Source organism: Streptomyces sp. NPDC060027 (genome assembly GCF_042737005.1).
Lineage (GTDB): Bacteria > Actinomycetota > Actinomycetes > Streptomycetales > Streptomycetaceae > Streptomyces.
The window spans coordinates 30,826-48,152 of sequence record NZ_JBHWVI010000045.1; the positions used below are offsets into that span (position 1 = coordinate 30,826).

The window sequence follows — 17,327 nt, forward strand, 5'->3', positions numbered from 1 at the left end:
CCGCCCCGCGTCACCCCAGCGGAACCGGCTCGGGCAGGCCCACCGGCCAGGTGTGCACCGGCTCCCCGAGGTGCATCAGCTCGCCGTACCGCCGCGTCGTGGCGGCCAGCGCGGCATCCCGCCCGAGCCCCTTCTCCAGGGCCCGGTGGAAGGTGGCCGCCTGCCAGGTCGCGCCGTTGACGCGCAGCCGGCACCGGCCCTCGATCACGCCCAGGTAGAGGTCCCGGTCGGCGGGCTCGACACCCCACGCGTCGAGCCCGGCGGCCGCGAGCGGCAGCAACTCGTCGCGGATCAGGTTCGCGGCGTCCACCTGCGTGGTTCCGCCGTAACGGCCGCGCCGCGGCCACTCCAGGCGCGCATCGATGCCGTGCCGGCAGGCCGCGTCGAAGTTGGCGGCGGCCGCCTCGAAGGACATCCGTGTCCACACCGGTCGCGGCTCCTCGGCGAGCGCGCGGACCAGCCCGTAGTAGAAGGCGGCGTTGGCGATGACGTCGGTGACGGTCGGGCCCGCGGGCAGCACCCGGTTCTCCACGCGCAGATGCGGGACGCCGTCGGCTATGCCGTACACGGGCCTGTTCCAGCGGTACACCGTGCCGTTGTGCAGCACCAGCTCGGCGAGCTTGGGTACGCCCCCGGCGTCGAGGACACCGATGGGGTCCTCCTCGTCGCAGATGGGCAGCAGCGGCGGGAAGAACCGCAGATTCTCCTCGAAGAGGTCGTACGCCGAGGTGACCCACCGCTCGCCGAACCAGGTGCGCGGTCTGACGCCCTGCGCACGCAGCTCCGGCGGCCGGGTGTCGGTGGACTGCTGGAAGAGCGGGGGCCTCGACTCCCGCCACAGCTCGTGCCCGAACAGGAACGGCGAGTTGGCTCCGACGGCGACCTGCGGGGCGGCGACCGCCTGCGCGGCGTTCCACACATCCGCGAAACGGCCCGGTGTGACCTGGAGATGCAACTGCACCGAGGTACAGGCGGCCTCGGGCGCGATGGATGCCGACCTGCAGACCAGGCGCTCGACACCGTCGATGTCGAGCTCGAAGTCCTCTCCGCGCGCGGCCACGATCTGGTCGTTGAGCAGCGTGTAGCGGTCGACGTCCGAGAGGTTCGAGGACACCAGGTCGTCCCGGCCGAGCGTCGGCAGAATGCCGATCATCACGATTCCGGCGTCGACCTCGCTGGCTTTCCGATGGGCATACGCGAGCGAAGTGCGGATCTCCTCGGCGAGCCGGTCGAATACCCGGCCGCCCAGACGGTGTGGGGCTATGTTGACCTCCAGGTTGAACATGGCGAGTTCTGTCTGGAAATCGCGGCTCGCAATCCTTTCGAGTACTTGCGCATTCATCATCCTCGGCATGCCGTCGGGGCCTGCGAGATTCAATTCGATCTCCAGCCCCATCAGGTTCTTCGGGCGGTCGAACCGCTTCTCCTCCAGCAGTCGCTCCAGCCCCGTCAGACACTGCCGGAGCTTGTCGCGGTAGCGCTGCCGATCGGACAGGCCGAACGTCCCTGCCACGACCTTCTCCCCCATCGAAGTGTCCCTCCTCGGATGGGCAGGCCGACGGTCCGGCCCTGGCGTCCCGGGTCACGGGGGATGATGCCCAGGCAACGCGATCCATAACGTCCCCCGCGCGCTCTTCGACCGCTACGCTGGACTCCGGTCCCCGGGCACATTCACCGGGCATGAAGCAATACGCAAGTTTACCGCCCGACATGATCTCGTGAAAAACGCCGACGAGAATCGGCCGACCGCTCCGGCGAGGTATTCCGAGGTCACCGCGGTTCGAGCGCGCAGAATCGGGATGAACTCCTCATTTCATCGACCGAATAGCGACTTGCTCTTCATATTCGGGACGACTAGACGAAACACCGTCTGAACACGCGTCGTATAAACTCCGCTACCGAGGCAGAGAGTTGGCGCTCGCGGTCCTAGGTCCTGTCGTCTCGGTGACGGCGACAGGCGACAACCTGTCGGCAGATCCAGACCCCTCGCCCCTCTGACCCGAGAGCTGACAGCGCCGTCCGCCCCCGCCCTCGCGCCACTGTGCCTGTCGAATGAGAGGCGACCCACCATGCCGCTGCACGTACCCCCGGCTCCCGCGCCCGCCCTGCGCACCGTTCTCACGGCACTCGGTTCCCCCACCGCTGTCCGCGAAGCCCGTACCCCGTCCCTGCGCCTGGCGCAGGGACCCGCCACTCCCGAACTCCCGCTGCCCGTCCACGTCCTGGACCGCATCACTCCGGAGGGCGCCTCCGCCACCCGGCTCGCCGGGTGGCGCTTCCTGATCCGCTGCGGCGAGCGCGCCGTGGCCGCGGCCGACACCATGCTGACCGCCGACGGCTGGGCGTTCTCACGCTTCTTCGAGGGCCCCTACATCGCCGCGACGGAACACGCCGTACGGCAGGCCGAGACCATGCAACAGCCCTACCAGGCGCGCCTGTTGTCCGTACCCGAGCTGTACATGCTCACCCTCTGGCTGCACGGCGACTGCACGGCGGACGGCGCCACCGGTCATCCGGCCGCCACCGACCTCCTGGTCCCGCTCGCGCCCGCCCCGCCCGGCATCGCCGCACACCGCCCGCACCGCGTCGCCGAACTGCTGCCGGTCCTCACCCACCGGGTCACCCCCGGGCCCCTGCTCAGCTCGCCCGCCTGAACCTCGACATCCGTGCCCCGCCGCCGTCACCCGGCCGCGGGGCACGTCGCTGTCACCGACCGGGAATGCCGCTCGCTCGTTAGGGCCTCATAGCGCTCGTACGAGGGAGAACGCGCTCCGGGTCCGACCTGACTAGCCCTATTGGGCCACCTCGAACCACCCAGAAGGACAATGCAGTTGAGGTGAACCCTCCGCACGGGTGACGCGTCATGAACCTGTGAGAAGCGGTGCCCGCAAATCCCTGCGGATTCACGCCCGTGGGGCAACACTGGGTTCCGGACCACACACCAACGGGGGGCGGCCATGAGCACTTCAAGCCGCACGACAGACACCACTGCCATCACTCACGACTCGACCCAGCGAAAGATCCCATCCATGTGCCAGCACCAGCCGCCGTGTCCCTCAGCCGAATCAGCCGACCGGGAGTCCGCCCGCCTTGTGGCGCACCACCCGGAGCAGGGATGGAGCCTGCTGTGCAACGGCGTTCTGCTCTTCGAGGACACCGGTGAGCTCCTGCCGGACGGCCAGATCATCGCCCCGCACCGCCCGCTGGGCGGCGCGCCGGTGATGACCGCCGCCTGAGCCGCACGACCCGGGCGGCCGTGACAGGCCGCCCAGACACACGAGGGGCCGGCCCGGAGACGTACTCTCCGAACCGGCCCCGACGCATGTCCGAGGGTGATTACTCCCCGTAGGCGTTTCCGTGCCGAGCGCTGATCAGTCCTCGTAGGCGTCCAGCGGCGGGCAGGAGCAGACGAGGTTGCGGTCGCCGTACGCCTGGTCGATGCGGCGCACCGGCGGCCAGTACTTGTCGGCGGCCGAGACACCGGCCGGGAAGACGGCCTCCTCGCGGCTGTACGGGTGCTCCCAGTCGCCGCCGAGCGCGGCGGCGGTGTGCGGCGCCCCGCGCAGCGGGTTGTCGTCCACGGCCCACTCGCCCGAACCGACCTTCTCGATCTCCGCGCGGATCGCGATCATCGCGTCGCAGAACCGGTCGACCTCGCCCAGGTCCTCGGATTCGGTCGGCTCGATCATCAGCGTGCCGGCCACCGGGAACGACATCGTCGGCGCGTGGAAGCCGTAGTCGATCAGACGCTTGGCGATGTCGTCGACGCTCACGCCGGTCGCCTTGGTGAGCGGGCGCAGGTCGATGATGCACTCGTGCGCGACCAGGCCACCGGGGCCGGTGTACAGCACCGGGTAGTGCGGCTCCAGGCGCTTGGCGATGTAGTTCGCGGAGAGCACGGCCACCTGCGTGGCGCGCTTGAGTCCCTCGCCGCCCATCAGCCGGACGTACGACCAGGAGATGGGCAGGATGCCCGCGGAGCCCCAGGGAGCGGCCGAGATCGGGCCGACACCGGTCTCCGGACCGGCCTCCGGCTGGAGCGGGTGGTTCGGCAGGTACGGCGCCAGGTGCGCGCGCACACCGACCGGGCCGACGCCCGGACCGCCGCCGCCGTGCGGGATGCAGAAGGTCTTGTGCAGGTTCAGGTGCGAGACGTCGCCGCCGAAGTGGCCCGGCTTGGCGAGGCCCACCAGGGCGTTCAGGTTGGCGCCGTCGACGTAGACCTGGCCGCCGGCCTCGTGGACCTGGGCGCAGATGTCGGCGACGTGCTCCTCGAACACTCCGTGCGTCGAGGGGTACGTGATCATCAGGACCGACAGCTCGTCGCGGTACTGCTCGATCTTGGCGCGCAGGTCCTCGACGTCGATCTCACCGTCGTCCGCGGTCTTCACGACGACGACCTTCATGCCGGCCATCACGGCGCTCGCGGCGTTGGTGCCGTGCGCGGAGGACGGGATGAGGCAGACGGTGCGCTGGTCGTCACCGTTGGCGCGGTGGTAGCCGCGGACGGCCAGCAGACCGGCCAGCTCGCCCTGCGAACCGGCGTTGGGCTGGAGCGACACCTTGTCGTAGCCGGTGACCTCGGCGAGCTGGTCCTCCAGCTCGTGGATCAGCGTCAGGTAGCCCTGTGCCTGCTCGGCGGGCACGAAGGGGTGCAGCTGCCCGAACTCGGGCCAGGTGACCGATTCCATCTCGGTGGTCGCGTTGAGCTTCATCGTGCAGGAGCCCAGCGGGATCATGCCGCGGTCGAGCGCGTAGTCACGGTCCGAGAGCCTGCGCAGGTAGCGCAGCATCGCGGTCTCGGAGCGGTGCTCGTGGAAGACGGGGTGCGTGAGGTACTCGTCGGTGCGCAGCAGCGCGGCCGGCAGGGTGTCCTCCGCGCTCGCGTCCAGCGCCTCGATGTCGCCGTCGACGCCGAAGGCGGTCCACACGGCGGCCAGCTGGGCGCGCGTGGTCGTCTCGTCGCACGAGATCGACACATGGTCGCCGTCGGCGGGGTGGAGGTTGACGCCGTGGTCGCGGGCGGCGGCCACTATCTCGGCGGCGCGGCCCGGGACCCGCACGGTGAGCGTGTCGAAGTACGCGCCGTGCACGACCTCGACGCCGCCGGCGGTGAGACCCGCGGCCAGGAGGGTGGCGTAGCGGTGGGTACGCCGCGCGATGGTCCGCAGGCCGTCGGGACCGTGGTAGACGGCGTACATACCGGCCATCACGGCGAGCAGCACCTGAGCCGTACAGATGTTGCTGGTCGCCTTCTCACGGCGGATGTGCTGCTCACGCGTCTGCAGGGCGAGGCGGTACGCCTTGTGCCCGTCGGCGTCCACGGACACACCGACCAGCCGGCCGGGGAGGCTGCGCGCGAACTTCTCGCGCACCGCCATGTAACCGGCGTGCGGTCCGCCGAAGCCCATCGGCACACCGAAGCGCTGCGTCGTACCGACGGCGATGTCCGCGTCGAGTTCGCCGGGCGAGGTCAGCAGGGTCAGGGCGAGCAGATCGGCGGCGACGGTGACGACCGCGCCGAGCCCGTGCGCCTGCTCGATGATCGGCTTGATGTCGCGTACGGCACCGGAGGCGCCCGGGTACTGGATCAGCACGCCGTTGATCTCGCGCCCGGCCAGGTCGGCCGGGATGCCCTCGCCGAGGTCGGCGACGACGACCTCGACACCGGTCGGCTCGGCGCGGGTCTCGATGACGGCGATGGTCTGCGGCAGCGCGTCCGCGTCGACCAGGAAGAGGCCCTTCTTGTTCTTGCCCATACGGCGGGACAGCGCCATCGCCTCGGCGGCGGCGGTGCCCTCGTCGAGCAGCGAGGCACCGGACGTCGGCAGTCCGGTCAGCTCGGCGACGACGGTCTGGAAGTTCAGCAGCGCCTCGAGACGGCCCTGCGAGATCTCCGGCTGGTACGGCGTGTACGCGGTGTACCAGGCCGGGTTCTCCATGACGTTGCGCAGGATCACCGGCGGCGTGAACGTGCCGTAGTAGCCGAGGCCGATCATCGAGCCGAGCACCTGGTTGCGGTCCGCGAGGGAACGGAGCTCGGCCAGTACCTCGGCCTCGGTGCGCGCGGCCGGCAGCTTCAGGGCCTCGACGTTCTTGATCACGTCCGGCACCGCGGCGGCCGTCAGCTCGTCGAGCGAGCCGTATCCGACGTGCGCGAGCATCTTGGCCCGTGCTTCGGAGTCGGGCCCGATGTGGCGCTGCTCGAAGGGGATTCCCTGTTCGAGCTCGGAGAGCGAAATGCGAGGGGCGGTCATGGCGGAGGCCTCCTGGTCTGACGCGACCTTCGAGGGGCACCCCGGCACGGGTACCCCGACGGCCTCCCCCTCTGTCATCTCAACCTGAGAGTTTCACCGGAGCGTCCTTGGACGGTCCGGCTTTCACCGTCGGTGAGAGCGGAGGCCATCGGCACCCGCTCTGCTTTCCAGAGTGACCTCGTCCGTGCGGTACGTGAGCCTGAGAGATTCTGGGGAGGATTTGCTCCTTCGGCGCCTCCGGTGAAGTCTGGAGGACTCTCCCGCACGGGATCAGCAGCCGTCTGCCAGCCTACCAGCGAGGACAAGACACGAGCTTCGAGTGGCCGCCTTCCCTAATGTGCTCTTTTGTAGTACTTACGGATGAGTTTGCGACCACGTGGAGGGACCGTGCAGACCGACATCGATCCGCGCAACCTGATCGGCCGCAAGGCGTTCGACAGCAACGGCACCAAGATCGGCACGATCGACGAGGTCTACCTCGACGACGCGACCGGTGTCCCGGAGTGGGCGGCCATACGCACCGGCCTGTTCAGCAGAGACGCCTTCGTACCCCTGGAGCCGAGCGAAGTCGTCGAGGGGACCCTGCGCATTCCCTTCGAACGGGCCCTGATCAAGGACGCCCCCGACTTCGGTGTCGGACGTCACCTCTCCCCCGAACAGGAACTCCAGCTCTACCACCACTACGGCCTCGACGTGGCGGCCCCTCCCCCGCCCCCGGACCGGGACTTCGGCCGGCTCGCCGGCACGGAGGACGCCTGAGACCCCGGGTCCGGATCCTGCGTCCCGGCTTCCGACGCCCCCGGCCCGGAACCCGCCGGCGGCTCGTCGGCCGTCTCGGCTCTTCGCTCCACCAGCGGCAGCGGATCCGCCGGTTCCAGCCGCGGATCGTCCGTCCGGAACGTCCGCACCCGCCCGGGCTCGGAGTAGGGCGTCTCGAACCGCACCGTGACCCGCCCCAGCCCGCTCCCCTGAACCCATCCGTGCCCGTGCTCGGCGTGCCGCACGTCGTGTCCCGAGGGCCACCGCCGCTCGGCCGGCGCCTCCTCCTCCGCGGCGGCACCTTCCGCGGGCTCGTCCGCCGGATGTTCCTCGGCCGTCGGCTCGGCAGAGGCCTGGGCCTGGGCAGAGGCCTGGGCCTGGGCAGAAGCCTGGGCGAACAGATCCTCCTGCGTGTAGTCGGCGAGCCCGGAGACGCCGACCCCCAGCAGACGTACGCCTCCGGTCGTGTCCACGCCCTCCAGCAACCGTGCGGCGGCCTCCCGCACGACTCCGACATCGTCCGTGGGCCCCCGCAGCGTCTCGGACCGGGTCAGCGTCGAGAAGTCGTACCTGCGCACCTTCAGCACGATCGTCCGCCCCGACAGTCCGGCCCCGCGCAGCCTCCGCACACACCGGTCCGCGAGCCGCGCCACCTCCAGCCCCACCCGGACCCGGTCGTGGATGTCCACGTCGTACGTGTCCTCGACCGACACCGACTTGGTCTCCCGCTCGGCCACCACGGGCCGGTCGTCATGGGCCAGCGCCATCGCGAACAGCGCGTGCCCGTGAGCCTTCCCCAGCAGGCGGACGAGCTCGTCCTCGCCCGCCTCGGCGAGTTCCTCGACGGTGGTGATGCCCGCCCGCCGCAGATGGTCGCCGGTCGCCGGGCCCACGCCCGGCAGCGTCCTCACCGACATCGGCCCCAGCATCGCGCGCTCGGTGCCCGGCTCGATCAGCACGAGACCGTCGGGCTTGGCCTGCTCCGAGGCGATCTTCGCCAGCATCTTGGAGGCGGCGAGCCCCACCGACCCCGTGAGCCCCGTGACCGCCCGGATGTCCGCGCGCAGCTTGGCACCGGCCAGCCGCGCCGAGGCGTCGTCCCAGGCCGTCCCGCCCGCCTCCAGATCCACGAACGCCTCGTCCAGGCTCAGCGGCTCCACCAGCGGCGACAGGGCCCGCAGCAGCCCCATCACCTGCTCGCTGACCTCCCGGTAGAGCCCGAAGCGCGGCACGAGATAGGCCGCGTTCGGAGCGCGTCGGCGTGCCTGGGCCATGGGCATAGCCGAGTTCACCCCGAAGACACGGGCCTCGTACGAGGCGGTGGCGACGACCCCACGCGGTCCGAGTCCGCCCACGACGACGGCTTTCCCGCGCAGGCTCGGCTTGGACGCCTGCTCCGCCGAGGCGAAGAAGGCATCCATGTCGAGATGCAGGATCGTGGGCGCGGTTCTCACATGTCCGATGCTGCCCTACGCCACTGACAATGCCCCGGCACGCCGGGGCATCACGTCATCGAAGGTCCCACGCGTCACACCGCGCGGTTGCGTCTCCGCGCCAGTTCGTCGGCGGGATTGTGCCCGAGGAGCGTCTCACCTGTGTCCACGCGCTCTCCGTGCAGCTGCGACAGGGCGCTCTCGACGTCCCGCCACACGACGCCCACGGCGATCCCGAAGACCCCCTGGCCGCCTTGCAGCAACGCGTGGACCTCGTCGGGCGAGGTGCACTCGTAGACCGTCGCGCCGTCGCTCATCAGCGTCATGCGCCCCAGGTCCTGGAAGCCACGCTCCCTCAGGTGCTGGACCGTGGTGCGGATGTTCTGCAGCGACACCCCGGTGTCGAGGAACCGCTTGACGATCTTCAGGACCACCACGTCCCGGAAGCTGTAGAGACGCTGCGTCCCCGACCCGTAGGCGGGACGCACACTGGGCTCGACCAGCCCGGTCCGCGCCCAGTAGTCCAGCTGCCGGTAGGTGATGCCCGCGGCGGCGCACGCCGTGGGTCCCCGGTAACCGACCTCCTCGGGAACAGCCTCTCCTTCACCGGGCACTGCCGTCGGCCGCCGCGGAACCTGATCGGCCGCGCCGCCATGATGAGGGTGCCCCCTGCTCGAGTCGAGCCGAGAGCTTGGGGGAGGGTACGGGCCGCTCTCCCCCAGACCGCGTCCGGGGGCACCCCCAGCCGTACCGTCGCCGCTGCTTCTCACGCCGACCTCCGTCCTTGACCTGCCTTCTCGACGGTAGGCAGTCACCAGGGGCGCGTCAACGATCGCCACACTCGGCACGCCGAGTGATAATCACCCTAAGAGTGGTTTCCCGTGCCCTACCGCGGGGAAAGGCTAGCCGAATGCTCCCGGCACGGGCCGCGGCACACCACACTCGCCGCGGGCAAATGCCACCCGGAGCTTCCCGCCGCTCCCCGGCGTCACTGACTGTTGGTGCCGAAGTCCTCGGGCGAGATCTGGTCGAGGAACTCGCGGAACTTCTCCACCTCGTCCTCCTGCTCGTCCGGGATCGCGATGCCCGCGTCGTCGAGCACGCCGTCGCTGCCGTAGATCGGCGTCCCGGTGCGCAGGGCGAGCGCTATGGCGTCGGACGGACGGGCACTCACCTCGACCCCGCTGGCGAACACGAGCTCGGCGTAGAAGACGCCCTCGCGCAGGTCCGTGATGCGTACTTCGGTGAGCTCCTGGCCGACGGCCTCCAGCACGTCCTTGAACAGGTCGTGGGTCAGCGGTCGCGCCGGGGCCATGCCCTGCTGAGCGAAGGCGATCGCCGTCGCCTCCCCCGGTCCGATCCAGATGGGGAGGTAGCGGTCGCCTCCCACTTCACGCAGAAGCACGATCGGTTGGTTGGAGGGCATTTCGACCCGGACACCTACGACATCGAGCTCGTTCACACAGCAACCCTAGGCCGTGCCCGGGACGTTTGGGTAGTCGGGCACAGAACGGGTGGACGATCCACAGCCCGCGCCGGTACCCCGGATCAGCGCAGCCGCACACCCAGCGCGGTCTGCACGAGCGCCGCGTGCAGCTTCACCGTGAGGCCCGCGAGCTCCTTCGTACGGGCCTCCGCGTGCGCCCGGGTCTGCGGATTGCGGTGCCGCCGCAGGGGCGCGACCACCTGGTCCACAAGGCCCGCGTCCCGCTCCGCCGCCGCCTTCATCGCCCGCAGATGGCGCGGCTCGATCCCGAAGCGTCCCAGCTCGACGACGAGCGCGGCGACGGTCACCGCCTCGGCGTCGTAGACACCGTCGGGCAACGGGCCGATCAGCCCGTACGACTCCCATTCCTGGAGTTCCTGCTCGCCGATCTCCGCGGCGGCCAGCAACTCCTCACGACCCACCCGGGCCGCCGTGGGCCCCTCGGGCTCGCCGTAGAGGTCTCCCAGGGGCTCTTGCTCACCCGAGTCGCGCTGGCGCCCCACGGAGGGCAGACGCACCTGCTCACCGCGCTCCAGGGCGTCCAGGTGCTCGCGGATCACCTTCAACGGCAGGTAGTGGTCACGCTGCATCCTCAGGACGTGGCCGAGGCGCTCGACGTCGTTCGCGCTGAACTTGCGGTACCCCGACGGGGTCCGCCGCGGCTCGACGAGCCCCTCCGACTCCAGGAACCTGATCTTGGAGATGGTGACTTCGGGGAACTCGTCGCGCAGCACGTTCAGCACCGCGCCGATGCTCATCAGCCCACTGTCCGCCGCGGCGGTACCGCTGCCGGCACCGCCGCTCGGTGTTTGAAGCATGGACATTCCCTCGGTGTCCCCCCGGACGGAGTTGGGGGAGGGTCAGATGCCCCGCTGGCTCGCGTAGAACACCAGCCGGTACTTGCCGATCTGCACCTCGTCACCGTTCGACAGCGGGACCTGGTCGATCCGCTCCCGGTTGACGTAGGTGCCGTTCAGGCTGCCGACGTCCGCGACCGTGAACGAACCGTCCGCCACACGACGGAACTCCACATGCCGGCGCGACACGGTCACGTCGTCCAGGAAGATGTCGCTCTGCGGATGACGTCCGGCCGTGGTCAGCTCACCGTCCAGCAGGAAGCGGCTGCCCGAGTTCGGGCCACGACGCACCACCAGCAGCGCCGAGCCGACCGGCAGCGCGTCGACCGCCGCCTGAGCCTCCGGGGACAGCATCGGCGACGGCGTCTGGCCCGTCACCTCGGCGTCGTAGGCCTCGATCCCGGAGATGGAGATCGTGGACGTCGTCTCCGACGGACGCTCCGCCGCGCCCCGCAGCGGCGCACCGCAGTTGGAGCAGAACCGGCTGTTCTCCGCGTTGCGGTTACCGCACCTCGTACACACCTGGGCCGACATGGACGGATCCTCCTGCCGCGGCTGCCCACCAGGGGCATGGGACGCATACGGATCGGGGGCGAACCCTCCACCCGTGCTTGAGGCTGACGAGTCCCCGAAACCTATGCGGCCGGGCTGGGCAGGGTCAACAGACGACGCGCCCTGACCACCGGGACCGGTGACCTGGTCCCGGAACAGCGGGCGGTCTCCGCCCTGCGCCTCCGCGTCTCCCTGGCGCGGTGCGCGGTGCCGGGCAGTCGCGTTGTCACCGCTGCCCTCTCGCGCGCTCTTGCCGAACAACTTCCCAAACAACTTCACGGGCGATTCCCCTTGACCGAAACAGACCCGCCCGTGGGGCAGGACGAACCCTGATTGAACACACCGGTCGACCCGGACATCCTCACAACGTCCGTATCCACCAGACAGTTTCCACCACGCACCACCCATTCGGTGCGCCGACCCCCCGCAACCTCATGCCCTCGCCCGGCGGTCCCCATGCGACCCCGGTTCACCGGGAGGACGACCGAGCGTAGTCAGGCCGCTCCGCCGGTCGCAAGGCGTCCACGACGATCTTCGTCGAGCGGTCCACCGTGACGGTGGCCTGCTCCTTCTCCAGTGTCTGCACCACGCCTCCCGGGATGTTCAGCGCCGGCTCAAGGTCCTGAGGCTTGCCGATGACCTTGAAACGATAGGGCTGGGTGATCTTGTTCCCGTCGACCTTCACTCCGCTGCCGGAGTCGGCGAGATAGGTACCGGCGACCACGCGTACACCGTTCACCTGGATCGCCTCCGCGCCGGCGGCGCGCAGCTCCTGGATCGCGTCGAGCAGCATGTCCGCCTTGACCGTCCCCTTCGTGTCGTCGATCGTCAGGGTGATGCCGGGCCCCTGAGCGGCTACGGTGCCCGCCAGAATGCCGAGTTGCTTCTCCTTCTCGACCGTCTGCTTGCGGGCCTCCTCGGCCTGGTCCGAGCTGTTCTCCAGCTCGGTGCGCTGATCCTCGAGACCCTGCTTCTCGTCCTCAAGACGCTGAGTTCGGTTGTCGAGTTCATCGAGAATGCGCACGAGATCCTCTTGGCGCGCTCCGCGCAGGGCGCTGTCGCCGTCGCTGTTGGACGCCACCTGGACCGCCAGGCCGAAGCCGAGGCCGAACAGCAGAACCGCGACGATGAGTTGGGCGCGCGACACACGCGGCGGCCACAACCCATTGGCCAGCCTCTGACGGCCGGAGAGCGACGGCTCGCCGCTCTCCTCGGCCCTCTCCGGCTCGGGCTCCTCCGCGGGCGCGGAGACCTCTTCCGGCAGCTCTCTGCGCAGCGGGTTCTCGGGGACTTCGTCCTCGTTGCTCTTGCTCATCGCCCTCACGCCCGGAACACGTGCCGACGGATCGCCGCGGCGTTGGAGAAGATACGGATGCCGAGGACGACCACGACACCGGTGGAGAGCTGGGCACCCACACCCAACTTGTCGCCCAGGAAGACGATCAGCGCGGCGACGACCACGTTCGACAGGAACGAGACCACGAAGACCTTGTCGTCGAAGATGCCGTCGAGCATCGCGCGCAGACCGCCGAACACGGCGTCGAGCGCCGCCACGACGGCGATCGGAAGGTACGGCTCGACAACCGCCGGAACCTCGGGCCGGACCAACAATCCAGCCACGACTCCCACGACGAGGCCCAGTACGGCGATCACGATGTGCCCTTCTCTGTGCTCGGCTCTGCTGTACGTACGATCACACTCGGTGCGGCGGACAACCGGACGTCCCCCTCGACGGAGATGCCGGTCCTGATGCCGTAGTTCTCTTGCAGGGCATGCAGATACAGCCCGTCGGCGCTGTTCTGGAACCTGGTGCTGAGCCGCTGGCCGTCCCCCACCGCGAGCACCGTGTACGGCGGCACCAGCGGCTTGTTGTCGACCAGTATCGCGTCACCCGCGGCCCTGATGGCCGAGAGGGCGGTCAGCCGCTGTCCGTTGATGGCGATGGCCTCGGCGCCCGACTCCCACAGACCGTTGACCACGCGCTGCATGTCACGGTCCCGCACGCGTCCGGTGTCCGAGAACCCCGAGGTCTCCCTCGGATTGCTGCCGTCACCGCCCGTGCTGGCTTCCTTGGCGTCGTTCACGACGAGCTTCACACCCGGGCCGTGCACATCCGTGGCACCCGACAGGATGCTCACGAGGTCGGCCTGCTCACCGCCGCCGTCCTTCTTGAGCGCCTCGCGCTGGCGGGCACTCACATCGGCACGCAAGGTGTCGACGTTGTTCTCCAGCTTGTCCGCGGCCGACGTCTCCCGCTCGATGCGGTCGATCAGCTCCTGGCGCTCCTTGGCGACGACAGGCGCCGCTATCCGCGCGTTCGCGGCCCCCACGGTGACCACGAGCGCCGCGAGCACCAGACCCGCCGCGAGACCCAGCTTGGACCGGAGCGTCCTCGGCATACCGCCGGCACCCTCGGCCTCCCTACGGGCGGCCGCCTCGGCGTACCCGTCGTCGAGGCTGTGATCCATGACGTTGGTGAGCAGCGACATGGAGGCGTCCGGGCGCGGGGGGCGCGGGGGGCTGCTCCGAACGGGGGGCTGCTGCGGCATGCCGCACATCGTCGCACGTCGCGGGTGCTACCTCCGAATGGCCCCACCAGCGTGCCGGACAGGCCCCCTTGGGGGCACTTGTCCGACACGCACGAGTGAAGATCGTTTCAGCGGCCGGCGCTGTCCACAACGGCCGCCCACTCGTCGAGCAGAGCCTCCGCGGAAGCGTCGTCCGGTCCCTCCGCCCACAGATGGGTGACCGCTTCGGCGGGGTCGGGCAGCACCATCACCCAGCGCCCGTCCGGCTCCACGACCCGCACGCCGTCCGTCGTGTCCACGAAGCGGTCTCCCGCCTCCTCCACGACCCGGCGCATCACCAGCCCCTTCACGGCCCACGGCGTCGCGAGGTCCCGCTTGAGGACATGCGCCCGCGGAATCCGCGCGTCGATCTGGCTGAGCGTGAGCTGTGTCCGCGCCACAAGACCGATGAGCCGGACGAACGCGGCCGCGCCGTCGAAGACGCCGCTGAACTCGGGAATGATGAAGCCGCCGCGCCCGTCACCCCCGAAGATCGTCGTCTCCTCGCGGCCCACCCTCGTCAGGTCGTCCGGCGACGTGGTCGTCCACTCCACCTGCGTGCCGTGGTACGCAGCCACCTGCTCGGCGATCCGTGTGGTGGTGACCGGCAGCGCCACCCGCCCGCTGCGCCGCTCCGCGGCCACCAGGTCGAGCATGACGAGCAGGGCCCGGTCGTCCTCGACGATCCGTCCCTTCTCGTCGACGAGCGACAGCCGCTCGCCCACCGGGTCGAAGCGCACTCCGAAAGCGGCTCGCGCCGACGCGACGATCTCGCCCAGCCGCACCAGGCCGGCCCGCCGTGTGTCCGCCGTCTCGGTCGGCCTGGACTCGTCGAGACCGGGATTGATGATCAGGGAATCGACCCCGAGCTTGCCCAGCAGACTGGGCAGCACCAGTCCGGCACTGCCGTTGGAGGCGTCGACGACCACCTTCAGCCCGGAATCCGCGATACCGGTGGTGTCGACGTTCCGCAGGAGCGATCCCGTGTAGGAGTCGAAGACACTGGCCGGGAAGTGCAGATCCCCGATCTCGCCGGGGAACGCGCGCCGGTACTCCTGCCGCGCGAACACCCGGTCGAGCTTCCGCTGGCCGCCCTGCGACAGGTCGGCGCCCTGCTCGTCGAAGAACATGATGTCGACGGAGTCCGGCACTCCGGGTGTCGTCCGGATCATGATTCCGCCCGCGCTGCCCCGGGCCGTCTGCTGCCGGGCCACCGGCAGCGGTACGTTCTCGAGGTCGCGTACGTCGATGGCGCTGGCCTGCAACGCCGAGATCACGGCCCGCTTCAGCGCGCGAGCACCTCGGGAGTGGTCACGGGCCGTGGTGACGGTGGAGCCCTTCTTGAGGGTCGTCGCGTACGCCCCCGCGAGGCGCACGGCGAGTTCCGGGGTGATCTCCACGTTCAGGATCCCGGACACGCCGCGGGCGCCGAAGAGCTGTGCCTGCCCTCTCGACTCCCAGATCACCGAGGTGTTGACGAAGGCGCCGGCCTCGATGGTCTTGAACGGATAGACGCGGACGTTGCCCTGGATGATCGATTCTTCACCTACGAGGCACTCGTCGCCGATGACAGCGCCGTCCTCGATCCGCGCGGCTCGCATGATGTCGGTGTTCTTTCCGATCACGCAGCCGCGCAGATTGCAGTGCTGACCGATGTACACGTTGTCGTGCACGACGGCTCTGTGCAGGAAGGCGCCGGTCTTGACGACGACGTTGGAACCGATGACGGTGTGCTCGCGGATCTCGGCGTTCGCCTCGACCTTGGCGTAGTCACCGATGTACAGAGGCCCGCGCAGCACCGCGTCCGGATGCACCTCGGCGCCCTCGGCGACCCATACGCCCGGGGAGATCTCGAACCCGTCGAGCTCGACGTCGACCTTGCCCTCCAGGACGTCGGCCTGCGCCTTCACATAGCTCTCGTGCGTACCGACGTCCTCCCAGTAGCCCTCGGCGATATAGCCGTAGACCGGCTTGCCTTCCTTCATGAGCTGGGGAAAGACGTCTCCGGACCAGTCGACCGAGACGTCGGCCTCGACGTAGTCGAAGACCTCGGGCTCCATGACATAGATACCGGTGTTCACGGTGTCCGAGAAGACCTGGCCCCAGGTCGGCTTCTCCAGGAAGCGTTCGACCTTGCCTTCCTCGTCCACGATGGTGATCCCGAATTCCAGCGGGTTGGGGACGCGCGTCAGACAGACGGTGACGAGCGCGCCCTTCTCCTTGTGGAAATTGATGAGCTCGGTGAGATCGAAGTCGGTGAGCGCATCACCGGAGATGACGAGAAACGCGTCGTCCTTCAGCGCGTCCTCGGCGTTCTTGACGCTCCCGGCAGTACCGAGGGGCTTCTCCTCATTGGCATAGGTGAGCTCCATGCCGAGCTCTTCACCGTCACCGAAGTAGTTCTTGACCAGCGAGGCCAGGAACTGGACAGTAACGACGGTCTCGTTGAGTCCATGCCTTTTGAGCAGCCTGAGCACATGCTCCATGATCGGGCGGTTCACCACCGGCAGGAGCGGCTTGGGCATGCTTGAGGTCATAGGGCGAAGGCGTGTGCCTTCGCCTCCGGCCATCACGACGGCCTTCATGTCGGAAGCGTCCTCCTTGAAGAGACGACGGTACAGCCGACTTCACCCGTCCTGATTGTCCCGCAGTTTTCGAGCGCGGGCCATCGGGGCACTACAGCCGCCCAATCGGGCCGAGCTCAATCGGCCATGGTGTCCGCCCGGACCAACCGGCGGACCTGTACCACGTAGAGGACTCCTGCCCACCAATAGAGGGTTGTACCCCATCCGGCGAACGCCCATCCGAAAATAGCGCCGAGTGACGCGATCCAGCCGTTCGCGTCACTGAGCAGCAGCAACGGGAAGGCGTACATCAGGTTGAAGGTGGCCGCCTTCCCCAGGAAGTTCACCTGCGGGGGCGGATAGCCGTGGCGCCGGAGGATCCACACCATCACCAGCAGAACCAGCTCGCGTGCCAGTAGCGCGGCCGTCAGCCAGATCGGAAGAATCTCGCGCCAGGTGAGGCCGACGAGCGTCGACAGAATGTAGAGCCGGTCCGCCGCGGGATCCAGCAGCCGGCCGAGGCTGCTGATCTGGTTCCAGCGCCGGGCGAGCTTCCCGTCCAGATAGTCGGTGATACCGCTCAGCATGAGGATGAGCAGCGCCCAGCCGTCGCTCTTGGGGCCGCCGAACTCCGGCCTGAGGATCAACCACAGGAAGACGGGTACGCCGACGAGGCGCGCCATGCTGAGGATGTTCGGGATGGTGAGGACCCGGTCCGTCTGAACGCGGGTCTCCTGGACCTCCACCCGGGGGCCTCCTGTGGGAAACGAGCCAACGATGCCCCCTGACCTTACCCGCAGCCCCGACGCCGCAGCGCAGGGGGGAGGCGTCACGGGGAAAATATGTGCCGGA

At 69.1% G+C, this 17,327-nt stretch carries 15 protein-coding genes and 1 riboswitch; of the genes, 3 read left to right on the plus strand and 12 right to left on the minus strand.

Annotated elements, in window-relative coordinates; translation table 11 throughout:
• Positions 1-10: 10 nt before the first annotated feature.
• Positions 11-1,528, minus strand: a complete 1,518-nt coding sequence (locus ACFWBT_RS14500) for a glutamate--cysteine ligase (RefSeq protein ID WP_385699644.1) — start codon at positions 1,526-1,528, stop codon at positions 11-13.
• Between the two features lie 541 nt (positions 1,529-2,069).
• Between ACFWBT_RS14500 and ACFWBT_RS14505 the strand changes: the two genes are divergently transcribed.
• On the plus strand, positions 2,070-2,654 hold the full coding sequence (locus ACFWBT_RS14505; RefSeq protein WP_385699645.1) for a hypothetical protein: 585 nt from the start codon (positions 2,070-2,072) through the stop codon (positions 2,652-2,654).
• A gap of 375 nt (positions 2,655-3,029) precedes the next feature.
• On the plus strand, positions 3,030-3,236 hold the full coding sequence (locus ACFWBT_RS14510) for a DUF5999 family protein (RefSeq protein ID WP_323178830.1): 207 nt from the start codon (positions 3,030-3,032) through the stop codon (positions 3,234-3,236).
• A gap of 135 nt (positions 3,237-3,371) precedes the next feature.
• Here the strand turns inward: ACFWBT_RS14510 and gcvP are convergent, their stop codons facing one another.
• Entirely contained in the window at positions 3,372-6,257 is a 2,886-nt protein-coding gene (gene gcvP / locus ACFWBT_RS14515; protein WP_385699647.1) for an aminomethyl-transferring glycine dehydrogenase, read from the minus strand.
• Positions 6,258-6,434: 177 nt separating this feature from the next.
• A riboswitch (glycine riboswitch) is annotated at positions 6,435-6,530 on the minus strand.
• 114 nt (positions 6,531-6,644) lie between these two features.
• Between gcvP and ACFWBT_RS14520 the strand changes: the two genes are divergently transcribed.
• A complete protein-coding gene (locus tag ACFWBT_RS14520; RefSeq protein WP_351554188.1) occupies positions 6,645-7,016 on the plus strand; it encodes a PRC-barrel domain-containing protein in 372 nt (123 codons plus the stop codon).
• Here the strand turns inward: ACFWBT_RS14520 and ACFWBT_RS14525 are convergent.
• From ACFWBT_RS14525 to ACFWBT_RS14570, 10 genes are all read right to left on the minus strand, one after another.
• Complete coding sequence (locus ACFWBT_RS14525; protein ID WP_385699649.1) at positions 6,938-8,470, minus strand: DNA polymerase IV; 1,533 nt, start codon at positions 8,468-8,470, stop codon at positions 6,938-6,940. The genes ACFWBT_RS14520 and ACFWBT_RS14525 overlap by 79 nt on opposite strands.
• Before the next feature lie 74 nt (positions 8,471-8,544).
• A complete protein-coding gene (locus ACFWBT_RS14530; RefSeq protein WP_385699652.1) occupies positions 8,545-9,219 on the minus strand; it encodes a MerR family transcriptional regulator in 675 nt (224 codons plus the stop codon).
• Between the two features lie 218 nt (positions 9,220-9,437).
• On the minus strand, positions 9,438-9,911 hold the full coding sequence (locus ACFWBT_RS14535) for a bifunctional nuclease family protein (RefSeq protein WP_006123076.1): 474 nt from the start codon (positions 9,909-9,911) through the stop codon (positions 9,438-9,440).
• A gap of 86 nt (positions 9,912-9,997) precedes the next feature.
• Positions 9,998-10,753, minus strand: a complete 756-nt coding sequence (locus tag ACFWBT_RS14540; protein WP_385699654.1) for a MerR family transcriptional regulator — start codon at positions 10,751-10,753, stop codon at positions 9,998-10,000.
• A 42-nt stretch (positions 10,754-10,795) separates the two neighbouring features.
• Positions 10,796-11,752, minus strand: a complete 957-nt coding sequence (locus ACFWBT_RS14545; protein WP_385699657.1) for an FHA domain-containing protein — start codon at positions 11,750-11,752, stop codon at positions 10,796-10,798.
• Between the two features lie 61 nt (positions 11,753-11,813).
• Entirely contained in the window at positions 11,814-12,659 is an 846-nt protein-coding gene (locus ACFWBT_RS14550) for a DUF881 domain-containing protein (protein ID WP_385699660.1), read from the minus strand.
• A 5-nt stretch (positions 12,660-12,664) separates the two neighbouring features.
• Positions 12,665-12,997, minus strand: coding sequence for a small basic family protein (locus ACFWBT_RS14555; protein ID WP_003988855.1), 333 nt, complete (start codon positions 12,995-12,997; stop codon positions 12,665-12,667).
• A complete protein-coding gene (locus ACFWBT_RS14560; protein ID WP_385699662.1) occupies positions 12,994-13,902 on the minus strand; it encodes a DUF881 domain-containing protein in 909 nt (302 codons plus the stop codon). Before ACFWBT_RS14560 ends, ACFWBT_RS14555 begins: the two co-directional genes overlap by 4 nt.
• A gap of 98 nt (positions 13,903-14,000) precedes the next feature.
• Entirely contained in the window at positions 14,001-16,496 is a 2,496-nt protein-coding gene (locus ACFWBT_RS14565; protein WP_385699663.1) for a sugar phosphate nucleotidyltransferase, read from the minus strand.
• Positions 16,497-16,612: 116 nt separating this feature from the next.
• Positions 16,613-17,221 carry a CDP-alcohol phosphatidyltransferase family protein gene (locus tag ACFWBT_RS14570; RefSeq protein ID WP_385699666.1) on the minus strand — a complete coding sequence of 203 codons (609 nt, stop codon included), beginning with the start codon at positions 17,219-17,221 and terminating at the stop codon, positions 16,613-16,615.
• Positions 17,222-17,327 lie beyond the last annotated feature (106 nt).